The 12,253-nt window shown below is 73.9% G+C and carries 10 protein-coding genes; 9 read left to right on the top strand and 1 reads right to left on the bottom strand.

Translation table 11 applies throughout. The features are described 5' to 3' along the window. The first annotated feature begins 6 nt into the window (after positions 1-6). Positions 7-2,397 (top strand): SpoIIE family protein phosphatase, encoded by a 2,391-nt coding sequence (locus ACWGKI_RS15650; protein ID WP_452188175.1) that lies wholly within the window; start codon positions 7-9, stop codon positions 2,395-2,397. A gap of 76 nt (positions 2,398-2,473) precedes the next feature. Beyond that, a complete protein-coding gene (locus tag ACWGKI_RS15645) occupies positions 2,474-3,535 on the top strand; it encodes a sigma-70 family RNA polymerase sigma factor (protein WP_452188173.1) in 1,062 nt (353 codons plus the stop codon). A gap of 25 nt (positions 3,536-3,560) precedes the next feature. Here the strand turns inward: ACWGKI_RS15645 and ACWGKI_RS15640 are convergent, their stop codons facing one another. Then, on the bottom strand, positions 3,561-4,541 hold the full coding sequence (locus ACWGKI_RS15640; protein WP_452188171.1) for an AraC family transcriptional regulator: 981 nt from the start codon (positions 4,539-4,541) through the stop codon (positions 3,561-3,563). 201 nt (positions 4,542-4,742) lie between these two features. Between ACWGKI_RS15640 and ACWGKI_RS15635 the strand changes: the two genes are divergently transcribed. From ACWGKI_RS15635 to ACWGKI_RS15605, 7 genes are all read left to right on the top strand, one after another. Then, complete coding sequence (locus ACWGKI_RS15635; protein WP_380243375.1) at positions 4,743-6,179, top strand: MFS transporter; 1,437 nt, start codon at positions 4,743-4,745, stop codon at positions 6,177-6,179. A gap of 17 nt (positions 6,180-6,196) precedes the next feature. Continuing rightward, positions 6,197-8,224, top strand: a complete 2,028-nt coding sequence (locus ACWGKI_RS15630) for a glycoside hydrolase family 127 protein (protein ID WP_452188169.1) — start codon at positions 6,197-6,199, stop codon at positions 8,222-8,224. An 81-nt stretch (positions 8,225-8,305) separates the two neighbouring features. Then, a complete protein-coding gene (locus ACWGKI_RS15625; RefSeq protein ID WP_452188167.1) occupies positions 8,306-9,577 on the top strand; it encodes an AI-2E family transporter in 1,272 nt (423 codons plus the stop codon). Between the two features lie 2 nt (positions 9,578-9,579). Then, positions 9,580-10,791, top strand: coding sequence for a cation:proton antiporter (locus tag ACWGKI_RS15620; protein ID WP_452188165.1), 1,212 nt, complete (start codon positions 9,580-9,582; stop codon positions 10,789-10,791). A 27-nt stretch (positions 10,792-10,818) separates the two neighbouring features. Continuing rightward, positions 10,819-11,286, top strand: coding sequence for a universal stress protein (locus ACWGKI_RS15615; protein ID WP_452188163.1), 468 nt, complete (start codon positions 10,819-10,821; stop codon positions 11,284-11,286). Continuing rightward, on the top strand, positions 11,283-11,717 hold the full coding sequence (locus ACWGKI_RS15610; RefSeq protein WP_452188161.1) for a fluoride efflux transporter FluC: 435 nt from the start codon (positions 11,283-11,285) through the stop codon (positions 11,715-11,717). Before ACWGKI_RS15615 ends, ACWGKI_RS15610 begins: the two co-directional genes overlap by 4 nt. Beyond that, positions 11,714-12,118: a fluoride efflux transporter FluC gene (locus tag ACWGKI_RS15605; protein WP_452188159.1), complete on the top strand. Its 405-nt coding sequence runs from the start codon at positions 11,714-11,716 to the stop codon at positions 12,116-12,118. Before ACWGKI_RS15610 ends, ACWGKI_RS15605 begins: the two co-directional genes overlap by 4 nt. The last annotated feature ends 135 nt before the right edge of the window (positions 12,119-12,253 follow it).

Genomic DNA, 12,253 nt, shown 5'->3' with positions numbered 1-12,253 from the left:
GGGCGCGTGCCGAAAGCCCAGGCTGTCGGCTCGCTGCCCGGACCGCCGCCTCGGCCCGTGCCCGGTGCCACGTCCGACCGTGTGCCCGCGCCGTCCGCCGGTCAGGTCGTCGGTGAGCCCCTTGCAGACGAGGTGTTCGACCGCATCGCGCGGCTCGTGCACCGTCAGCTCGGCGTGCCCGCTGCCGCGGTCGTCATGCTCACCGACGACGGCGACGTCAAGACCCTGCCCGGCGCCGTCGGCTTCCCCGAGGGCGCGCAGCGCAGCCGCCGGATCGAGCTGCCCCGGCCGCTGACGGCGCTCGTCGCGCGGACCCGCACCCCGCTGGTCGTGGGCGACGCGGACGACGACCCGCGCGTCGAGGGCCGCCACACCATCGGCACCCTGGAGCTGGCCGCCTACGCCGGGTACCCGATCGAGGACGCGCGCGGGCACGTGGTCGGCGCCCTGTGGGCCGTGTCGTCGGAGCCGCGCACCTGGACGGAGACCGACCTCGCGACGCTGGCCGACCTGTCCGCCGCGGCCTCGGGCGAGCTGCGGCTGCGCGCGGAGCGGGAGCGTGCCCGGCTGGCCGAGCAGGTGGCGTTCCGTGCGCACCGCCGGTCGCGGTTCCTGCTGGGGCTCTCGGAGCGGTTCGCGCGCGTCACGACGCTGGACGAGGTCGAGGACGCCATCGCGCACGTCATCGGGACCGGCACGGGAGCCCGCTGGGTCTCGCTCGCCCTGGTGGACGCGGACCGGCGCCACCTGTCGTTCTTCACCGTCGGGCACCACCACCCCGGCGAGCCGGCGCTGCGCAGCACCCGCCTGGACGCGCCCCGGCCGGACACCCACGTGGTACGGAGCCGCGCCGCGCTGCGGTTCCGCGACCACGCGGAGATGGTGGCGAGCTACCCCGAGATGAGGCCGGTGGGCTCCGTCTCCGAGGGCGCCCGGTCCTTCCTGCCCGTGATGTCGAACGGGATGGTCGTGGGCGTCATCGCCTGCGTGTGGGACCAGGCGCGCGAGCACGACGCCGACACGGCCGCCCTCGAGTCGACGATCAGCCGGTACGTGGCCCTCGCCCTCGAACGCGTCGCCCTGCTGGAGGCGCGGCGCCGGGTGGCGACGACGCTGCAGGAGTCGATGCTCACCGCGCCGCCCGCGGTGGCGCACCTCGACATCGCGACCACCTACGCCCCCGCCGCCCGCACCGACCAGGTGGGCGGCGACTGGTACGACGCCGTCGTGCGCGACGACGGCACGGCCATCGTCATGATCGGCGACGTCGCGGGGCACGACGTGCACGCGGCCGCGCAGATGGGCCAGCTGCGCTCCATGCTGCGGGCGCTCGCCTGGAGCCACGACGAGTCGCCGGCCGGGCTGCTGACCCGCCTCGACAAGGCGAACGCGCGCCTCGGGCCGCGCGCGATGGCGACCGCCGTCGTCGCCCGGCTGGACCGCGACCCCGCCCCCTGCCCGGAGGACGCCGTCGCCGGCACGGAGCCGCCGGAGCGCGCGTACACGCTCACCTGGTCGGTGGCGGGCCACCCGCCGCCGATGGTGCTGCGCCGCGACGGCCGGGTGGAACGCCTGGACGCGACGCCCGACCTGCTGCTCGGCGTCGTCCCGACCACCGCGCGCGCCGACCGCACGGCCCGTCTGCTGCCCGGCGACACGCTGGTGCTCTACACGGACGGCCTCGTGGAGCGCCGCGGCGTCCCGAGCGACCAGCGCCTGGCCGACCTGGAGCGGGTGCTGCGCTCGGCGCACGGCGAGGCGACGTCCGCCGTGCCGCGCGCCCTGGTGCGGGGCCTGGTGGGCGACCGGCAGCGCGACGACGTCGCGGTGCTCGCGGTGCGCGTGCGCGTCCCCGCCCCGTCCGGCCCGCCGTCGTCCGCCGGGCCCGCGAAGGCGGAGCGCCGCGTGGCCGACGACGACCTCAGCGACCTCGGCCCGGCGCGCCGGTGGGTGGACGACGTGCTCGAGTCGTGCGACGTCTCCGACGAGCTGCGGCGGACGGCGATGCTGCTGACCAGCGAGGTGCTGACCAACGCGCTGGAGCACGGCGAGGGCCCCATCACCGCGACCGTCGAGGTGGACGGCCGGCGCCTGCGCGTCGGGGTGCGGGACGGCAGCACGGCCGAGCCGGAGCTCCAGTCACCGCAGCCGCAGGACCTGTCGGGCCGCGGGGTGCTGTTCCTCGACCGGCTCGCGTCCCGGTGGGGCGTGGAGCTGCACGACGGCTCCGACGCCGTGGGCCGGCACTCCGGCGTGGTCGAGGGCAAGACCGTGTGGTTCGAGATCGACCGGGAGGCGCGGCCGCTGACCGGCACCGTCTCGCGGGTGCGGCTGCCGACGCCCGCCAGCGGGACGGTCCCGCTGGTCGAGCGCGTGCTGCGCGACGACCGGCGCTGAGCGCGGCGCCCTCCCCGAAGGTCGCCCCGGGCGACACCCCTGCCGCGCGTCGGAGGCGCGTCGTACGGTGTGAGACGTGACACACACTGCCCAGCGCGGCGCGCCCGCGACATCGACCACGGCCGACGCCGCCACCGGTGATGACGTCGGCGCCCTGCTCGAGCAGTACCGCCGCGAGCTCACCGGCTACTGCTACCGCATGCTCGGCGGCGCGTTCGAGGCCGACGACGCGGTGCAGGAGACGCTGCTGCGCGCGTGGCGGTCCTACGACCGCTTCGAGGGGCGATCCTCCCTGCGCTCGTGGCTGTACCGCATCGCGACCAACGTGTGCTTCGACCACCTCGGCTCGTCCAAGCGACGCGAGCGCCCGATGGGGCTGGGCGGCCCGCAGCCCGCGGAGGAGCAGTACTTCGGCGAGGTGCTCGCCGAGGACCGGTGGCTCGAGCCGGTGCCCGACGACGCGGTCCTGCCGCGCGAGGGCGACCCGGCGGACGTCGCGGTCGGCCGCGAGTCGATCCGCCTCGCGTTCGTCGCCGCCCTCCAGCACCTGCCCGCCCGGCAGCGGGCCGTGCTGGTGCTGCGCGAGGTGCTGCGCTGGTCGGCCGCCGAGGTGGCCGAGCTCCTCGACACCACGGTCGCGTCCGTGAACAGCGCGCTCCAGCGCGCCCGCGCCACCCTGGGCAGCAAGGGCCTGCGACGGCCGGGCGGGGCCGCCGAGGCGGAGGACGCCGCCGCCGCGGACGACGAGCGGTGGGCCCCCGTCGACCAGGACCTGCTGGAGCGGTACCTGGACGCCTTCGAGCGCTACGACATGGAGGCGCTCGTCGCGCTGCTGCACGACGACGCCGTCCTCAACATGCCGCCCTACACGATGTGGGTGCGCGGCAGCCGCGAGGTGATCCGCTGGATGACGGGGCCGGGCGCCGGCTGCCGGGGCTCGCGCTGCGTCACCGTCCAGGCGAACGGGTCGATGGCGTACGCGCAGTACCGCCAGAACCCGGCGGGTGGCTGGTCGCCCTGGGGGCTCGCCGTCCTCGAGGACGACGGCCGGGGCCGGATCACCGGCATCACGACCTTCCTCGACACCGCGACGTGGTTTCCCCGCTTCGGGCTGCCGGACCACCCGCCCGCGCTCTGACCCAGGGTCTCGATCGGCACTCGGGTCAGGCGGACGGGGCGTCCGGAGCACCCCGGAGGTAGGCCTCGGCGGCCTGCGGGACGGGGATGCGCGGGTCGATCACCTCGTTGTTCAGGTGCGTCGCCGCGTACGCGGCGCGGAACTCGGACGGCGTCACGCCGGCGCGCTCGCGGAACCGCTTGAGGAAGTTCCGGCTGTCGCGGAAGTGGGAGTGGTGGGCGACCTGACCGACCGGCAGGTCGGTGCGCACCAGCAGCACCTTCGCCGTCTCGATCTTGAGGTCGAGGATGTAGTCGCGCAGGTTGGTGCCGTGCGCGGCCTTGAAGGTGCGGTTCAGGTAGTCGGGGTTGACCTTGAAGCTGCGCGCGACCTCCGCGACGGTGAGGTCCGCCGAGATGTGGCTGCGGATCCACTCGGCCACCGGCGCGGCGCGCGGACGGCGGCCCTCGACGGCGTCGCCGCGCCCCCGCAGGTAGTCGTCCGTGAGCTCCACCAGCAGCGCCCCCGTGAGGAAGTCGCACTCCCGCTGGCTGTAGCGGAACCGGTTCGCGGCGTCGAGCACCTGCCGCAGGGCGAGCACGGCCCGGTGCCACCGGCTCGGGCTGAAGCGGGGCGGCAGCAGGCACACGTCATTGAGGACGGCGCTGAAGCCGCCGTTGCGGACCCGCTCGAGCTCGCCGGCGAACCGCCCCGGCAGGGCGCCGCCCGGGTCCCCGCCGTCCTCGATCTCCTGCCAGTCCGCGAAGAAGTGCAACCAGTAGAAGGCCGTCTCCTCGGTGGTCTCGGCCGCCCCCTCGACGGTCGCCCCGGGCGGTGTCACGACGCACGTGCCCGGGCCCAGCTCGACCGGCTCGCCGTCCACGAGCAGGGGCACCGTCCCCGTGACGCCGAGGAAGATCTCGAAGTCGCGCTGGTGGTGCAGGCGCTTGTGCCGCCATCCGGCGGGCGCCGTGAACTCGCCGGCCTTGTAGAAGAAGATCGGCTCGGCGAGGGAGATCTCGAACATCACGCCTTCCCGCGGCACCCGGTCGAGTAAGGTCGGATTCGACCACCTTTGCGCGCCATCTGGCGTTCCCCCGGGACCACTGTGACGAATTCTAGTCGGAAAAGCACACCAAGATGGGGGGTGCGTGCCTCGCGCAACGCTCCCGGCGCTCCCTACCGTGGGCCGACGGTTCATCGACGTACCACGAGGGAGACGGACGCTATGACAGCGAGCGTCATGGACGAGGCACCCGCCACGTCCGGCACGAGGCAGACGGCGCAGATGCCCCTGTACCGGAAGGTGACGTACGCGTTCACCGACCTGTCCGGAAACCTGCTGTACTGCATCATCTCGGGCTACGCCCTGTACTACTTCACCGAGGTGTACGGGCTGTCGATCGCCACCGCCGGCGCGATCCTGCTGGCCGCGCGCATCATCGACGCCGTCGACGCGCCGGTGTGGGGCTTCATCATCGACCACACCCGCAGCCGGTGGGGCCAGAGCCGACCGTGGTTCCTGTGGATGGCGATCCCGTTCCCGCTGACCGTGTGGCTGCTCTTCACCACGCCCCCGATCGACGGCACGGGCAAGGCGGTCTACGCGGCCGTCGTCTACATCCTCGCCGGCATCACGTACACGGGGATGTCCACGCCGATCACGTCCGTGCTGCCCAACCTGACCTCGAACCTGCAGGAGCGCACGGTCGCCAACTCCTTCCGCATGGTCGGGGGCAACGTCGGCAACTTCCTCGCGGTGACGTTCGTGCTGCCGCTGGTCACGTTCTTCGGCGGCTCGCCCACGTCGCAGTCGGGCTGGTCGCTCACCGTGGGGCTGTACGCGATCGTCGCGTTCGTGCTCCTCGTGGTCGCCTTCGCCACCATGCGCGAGAAGAACGTCGAGCGGGCGACCTCGATCTCGGTGCGGGACTCGGTGCGGGCCGCGCGCGGCAACTGGCCGTGGGTGCTGCTCGTGGTCGCCAACGTGCTCTTCTGGGTGGGCCTGACCGCCCGCACGACGGCGCTGCCGTTCTACTTCCAGTACAACCAGGGCAGCACCGCGGCGATCGCGCTGTTCAACGGCGTCTCGATCGTGCAGGTGGCCGGCATGGCGTCCGTGCCGCTGCTCGTGAAGCGCCTCGGGAAGTACGGCAGCACGATCCTCGGCTTCGCGCTGGCGATCGTCGGCCAGGTCGGCCTGGCGCTGTTCGCCGGCGACGACGTGCTGCTGATGGCGTCGTGGGTCGTGGCCTGCCTCGGCAGCGGCACGGCGTGCGCGCTGTTCTTCGCGATGGTCGCCGACACCGTCGACTACGGCGAGTGGCGCAACGGCGTGCGCGCCGCGGGCTTCCTCACGGCGATCGGCAGCTCCTTCTGCATCAAGATGGGGGCGGGCCTCGGGGCGTTCCTGCCGTCGGTGATCATGGGCGCCGGCGGCTACGTCGCCGACCAGCCGCAGTCCGCCACGGCCCTGGCCGCCATCCAGTTCTCCTTCGCCTGGCTGCCCGCCCTCGCCTTCGCGCTCGGGATCGTCCCGATGCTCGTCTACCGGCGCTTCGAGCGGAACGAGCCCGTCGTGCTGGCCGCGCTCGCCGAGCGCGCAGAGCAGCCCGCCCCGCCCGCCGACGGCACCGCCCCCACGTCGCCCGAGACGCACCGCTGACACCGCAGGAGCAGGTCATGACCACCACCCCGGTCACCCACCCGGCCACACACCCGGCCACCCACCCGGTCGAACCCAGCACCACCCCCGCGCTGGTCGCCCTCGAGATCACCTCCCCGTTCTGGGTCCGCTACCGCGACCTGGTCGTCGACGAGGTCCTGCCCTACCAGTGGCGGGTGATGACGGACGAGGCCGACATCGAGATCGCCCACGAGCCCGGCGGGAACGAGGCCAGCTACGCCTCCAGCCACGCCGTGGCGAACTTCGAGATCGCGGCCGGACGCGCCAGCGGCCGCCACTCCGGCTACGTCTTCCAGGACACCGACGTCTACAAGTGGCTCGAGGCCGTCGCCTACGCCCTGCGCTACCGCCCCGACGCGGCGCACCTGCGCCGGCTCGCCGACTCCGTCGTGGAGCTCGTCGCCGCCGCCCAGGAGCCCGACGGCTACCTGTGCACCTTCTTCCAGATCGAGGCGCCCGAGCGACGCTTCGCGCGGCTGCGCGAGTCCCACGAGCTGTACACGATGGGGCACGGCATCGAGGCCCTCGTCGCCTACCACGAGGTGACGGGTGACGAGCGGGCCCTCCGCGTCGCCGTCGCCATGGCCGACTGCCTGGACCGCGCGTTCGGTCGTGGACCCGGACAGCTGCGCGGCTACGACGGCCACGCCGAGGTCGAGCTCGCCCTCGCCCGCCTGCACGAGGCCACCGGCGAGGACCGCTACCTCGCGCTGGCCCGCTTCTTCCTCACCGAGCGCGGACAGGACCCGGAGTTCTTCGACCGGCAGGTCGCCGAGGACGGCCCCGAGCGTTCCCTCATCGACGGGATGCACGCCTTCGACCGGGCGTACTTCCAGGCCGCCGAGCCCGTGACCGAGATGGCCACCGCGGACGGTCACGCCGTGCGCCTCGCCTACCTGGTCACCGGGATGGCGCAGGTCGGCCGGCTGGCCGACGACCCGGAGCTGTCCGCGAGCGCCGAGCGCCTGTGGCACAACGTCACGCGGCGACGGATGTACGTGACCGGCGCGGTGGGCTCCGCCCAGCACGGCGAGCGGTTCACCACCGACCACGACCTGCCCAACGACACCGTGTACGGCGAGACGTGCGCCTCGGTCGGGATGGCCTTCCTCGGCCGCGCCCTGCTGCGCGCGCGTCCCGACGGCGAGTTCGCGGACGTCGTCGAGCGGGAGCTGTTCAACTCGGCGATCAGCGGCATGTCCCAGGACGGCACGACGTTCTTCTACGTCAACCCGCTCGAGGCGGACCCCGCGTGGCACGCCAACCCCGGCCGGGCGCACGTCCTGACGCGGCGGGCGGACTGGTTCGGCTGCGCGTGCTGCCCCAGCAACGTGGCGCGCCTCGTGGCGTCCGTCGACCAGTACGTCTATTCCGCCACCGACGACGACACGGTCCTCGTGTCCCAGTACATCGCCAGCGAGGCGACGTTCGACGGCGGTGTCCGGATCAGCCAGGCGTCGCAGCTGCCCTGGGGCGGCACCGTCCGCCTCGACGTCGCCAACCCGGACCGCCGTCGCCTGCGCCTCGGTGTGCGGATCCCGCAGTGGTCCGCGGGCGCGTACCGGCTCGTGGTCGACGGCGTGCCCTGCGACGAGCAGCCGCGCGACGGCTACGTCTTCGTGGACGTCTCCGCGCCGAGCACGGTCGTCTCGCTCGAGCTCGACATGACGCCGACGCTCGTGCAGGCGGACGACCGTGTCCGCGCCGACGTCGGGAAGGTCGCGGTCACGCGGGGCCCGGTCGTCTACTGCGCCGAGGGTGCGGACAACGTCGCACCCCTGTGGCTCTACCGGGTCGGCCTGGACGCCGAGCCCGTGTACCGGTTCGACGAGCTGCTGCTCGGCGGCATGGGCCGACTTTCCCTGCCCGCCCGCCGCCGGGTGCCCGACGGCGACGACGCGAGCCTGTACCGGCCGGCACGCCGCGCCCGGTGGGAGGACGCCACCCTGGAGTTCGTGCCGTACTTCGCGTGGGCGAACCGGTCCGAGGGGCCGATGAGCGTCTGGGTCGACGCGGAGGACTGACCGCGGGCGCGTGCACTGCGCTTGCCGCCTCTCGGCGGTGCGGTCGTGCCCTGGCCGCCCCGCTGGGCTACGTTTTCCCGCATGACCACGGACGCCCCGCAGCCCGAGGGCGTGCCCGGCGTCGGGCCGGCCGCGCCCCCGCCGACCGCCCCCGACGAGGAGGTCGACGACTCCGTCCGGCCCGTCCAGCACGACAGCCGCAACCCCCCGCGCTGGCTGCCGCGGGCGCTCGCGATGGTCGTGGTGGCGGGGTTCGTCGCCGTCTTCCTCTCGTACGCGCTGGGGCAGCTCGGCGGCCTGGCCGTCAACGTGCTCGTCGCGTTCTTCATCGCGCTGGCGCTGGAGCCGATCGTCGTGTGGCTGGTGCGGCACGGCTGGCGGCGCGGCGCGGCGGCGGGCGTCGCGCTGGGCGGGGCGATCGTCGTCGTCCTGGGCGTCCTCGCCCTCTTCGGCAACCTGTTCGTCCAGCAGCTCGTGCAGCTCGTCTCGTCGCTGCCCGCGCTCTACACCAGCCTCCAGACCGGCATCGAGCAGCGCTGGGACGTCACCGTCCCCGACTCCGACGACCTGATCGCCCAGACCATCGACCAGTGGGGTCAGGACGTCGCGACCGGCGCGATCAGCGTGGGCGTCTCCATCGTGGGAGTCCTGTTCGCGATCACCACGATCCTGCTCGTCACCTACTACGTGATCGCGGCGGGCCCACGCTTCCGTGCCGCGATCTGTGCGTGGCTGCGGCCCGACCGGCAGCAGGAGGTGCTGACGCTGTGGGAGATCACGCAGGTGAAGGTCTCCGACTTCATCAGCTCGCGCATCGTGCTCGCGTCGCTGTCGAGCGTGTTCACGTTCGTGTTCCTGCTGATCATGGACACGCCCTACGCGCTGCCGCTGTCCGTGTTCACCGGCGTGGTGTCGCAGTTCGTGCCCACGATCGGCACGTACATCGGCGGGGCGCTGCCCGTGGCCGTCGCGCTCGCGGCGCAGGGGCTGCCGCAGGCGGTGGCCGTGCTGGTCTTCATCATCGCGTACCAGCAGCTCGAGAACCTCATCTTCTCCCCCCGGGTCAGCGCCCGGGCGCTCGAGATGAACCCCGCCGTGTCGTTCCTGGGCGTGCTCGCGTTCGGCGCGGTGTTCGGGGCGCTCGGCGCGTTCCTCGCGCTGCCGATCCTCGCGACGATCCAGGCCGTCGCCAACACGTTCCTGCAGCGGCACGAGCTCATCGAGTCGCACCTGCTGCACGACCCGACGCGCTCCGGCGAGGGGCGGACGGCGCGTCGCGACCGCAACCTCGAGGCCGGCGAGCGCGCCGCCCGCGAGGCCGAGGCGCGCCGTCGCGACGGCGCGGAGGAGTGACGATGACTCTCGCAGGCGGGATCGCCCTGGTCGTGGCGTTCGGGGTGGCAGGCCAGGTGGGCGCGCGGGCGCTGCGCGTGCCGTCCATCCTGGTGCTGCTCGGGCTCGGCCTCCTGGTCGGCCCGATCCTCGGCTGGCTCGACCCGGACGCCGTCTTCGGCGACGCCCTCTTCCCCCTGGTCTCGATGGCGGTCGGGCTGCTGCTGTTCGAGGAGTCGCTCAAGCTGGACTTCACCCGCCTGCGCGGCGGCGCGCGGCGGCCCGTCCTGGGGCTGGTGACCACCGGCGCACTGCTGACAGGTGCGGGCGCGACGGCGATCGCGTACCTCTTCCTCGACCTGACCTGGGGCCGGGCCGCCGTCATCGGCGCCATCCTCATCGTGTCGGGACCGACGGTCGTGGGGCCGCTGCTCGCGATGATCCGCCCCCGCCAGCCCGTGGAGTCCGTGCTCGCCTTCGAGGGCATCTTCATCGACCCGATCGGCGCCACCGTGGCGCTCGCCGTCGCGAACGTGGTGCTGCACGCCGAGCCCGTCCGCCTCCTCGAGACCGCCGGCTCCGGGCTCCTCATCGGGGCGGCGGGTGCCGCCGTCCTGGTCGTGCTCATCCGGTTCGGCCGGGTGCCGAAGGAGACCGAGGTGGTGCTCGCGTTCGCCTTCGCCCTCGGCGTCTACGCCCTCGCCGAGGCCGGGCACGACGAGGCGGGGCTGTTCGCGACCACGGCCCTGGGCGCCGCGCTCGCCAACCAGCGCGTGGCTCGGACCGAGCCGCTGCACGAGTTCGGCACGCACATCGGGCTGCTCCTCATCGGGTCGCTGTTCATCGTGCTGTCGGCCCGCGTCGACCTGGAGGCGCTGGTCCGGTACGCCCTGCCGACGGCCGGGATCGTCGCGCTGCTCGTGCTGGTGCTACGGCCGCTGGTCGCGATCGTCTCGACCTGGGGCACGGGCCTGCGGTGGTCGGACCGGGCGATGATCGGCTGGATGGCGCCACGCGGCATCGTCGCGGCGTCCACCGCGTCCGTCTTCGCGCTGGAGTTCGAGGATGCCGGGGCGCCGTTCCCGCAGCTCGTCCCGGTGATCTTCGGCGTCGTGCTGCTCACCGCGGTCGTGTACGGCTTCACCGGCACCCCGGCGGCCAAGCTGCTCGGCGTGCGCGCCGACGAGGCGGAGAGCCTCGACGCGGACGGCGTGCCCGTGAGCCGGACGGTCTGAGCACGGCGCGCTGCCTACGATGACCGCATGGACGACCGCATGACCGGTCCCGTGCTGGTGGGCATCCCGCACGACCACCACCCGAGCGTCCCCCGGCGGGCAGCGGCCCTGGCGTCCGCCCTGGGTGCCGACCTGCTGTGCGTGGTGGTCGACGAGAGCGCCGTGCGAACGCCGTCGGGCGCCGTCGTCCCCGTGGACCCGGACGCCGGCACCGCGCCCCTCGACGAGGCCGCCCTGCGCGAGGCCGTCGCCGCGGCCCTGACGGACAGTCCCGTGCGGTGGGGGCTCCTACTGACCGGCGGCGACCCGGCCGCGGAGCTCGCCCGGATCGCCGCGGAGCACGGCGCCGCCCTCGTCGTCGTAGGGGCGCGCAGGCCGGGCGTGCGGGGCTGGGCCACGCACCTCGTGGGCGGCACCGTCGCCGGCCACCTGATCCACGACCAGCCGCGGCCGGTCGTCGTGCTGCCGGACCAGCACACGGGCGACGCCTCGTGACGGCGGGCCGCCCGCCCGCACTCGTGCGGCCCGCCCACCGGCGGCCAGGGCTGGTCGCGCTCGTCGCCGCAGGGGGTGCCGTGGGGACCGCGGCCCGCTACGGGCTGACGCAGGCCTGGCCGGCCGTGCACGGCTGGCCCGTCGCGACGTTCACCGCCAACCTGGTCGGCGCGTTCGTGCTCGGCTGGCTGCTCGAGGCGCTCGCCGCGCGCGGGCCCGAGACCACGGGCGGGCAGCGGGTGCGGCTGGCCGTCGGCACCGGAGTGCTGGGCGGCTTCACCACCTTCTCCTCGCTGGCCCTGGAGACCGAGCGGCTGCTGACCCACGGCAGCGTCGCGCAGGCGGTGGTCTACGCGGGCGCCACGCTCCTGCTCGGGTACCTCGCCTGCCTCGGCGGCGTGCTGCTGGGCGCGGACCGGAGGGCGCGATGAGCGCGGTGGTCGCGTTGCTGGTCGTGGCCGTCGCCGGCGGGCTCGGCGCCGCGGCGCGCTTCGTGGTCGACGGCGCGGTGCGCGCGCGGACGCCGGGCGCGGCGTTCCCGCGGGCCACCGTGGTGGTGAACGTGTCCGGCTCGTTGCTCATCGGCCTGGTCACCGGCGTGCTGCTCGGCGCCGGCGACCCGTCGTCGCTCGAGCCGTGGCGGCTCGCCGTGGCGACCGGGTTCTGCGGCGGCTACACCACGTTCTCGACGGCGATGGTGGAGACCGTGCGGCTCGCCCGGTCCGGGCGGGCGCGGCTCGCGCTCGCCAACGCCCTCGGCACGATGGCGCTCACCCTCGTCGCCGTCGGCGTCGGGATCGCCGTCGGCGTGGCTGTCGGCCGTCTCGGGTGAGGCTGACCGCGACGGCGTCGTGCGTGCTGACCTGGTCATCGTGGGGGGGGAGATTTAAAACAAAAAGGGCGGGGGTGGGTGAATTAAACAAACCCGATAGACTACCCCGGGGCGTGGGGGGGGGGCGCCAGGGTC

Source organism: Isoptericola sp. NPDC055881 (genome assembly GCF_053615895.1).
Note: the sequence above shows the minus strand (reverse complement) of the source record. Positions and strands in the feature narration are given on the sequence as shown.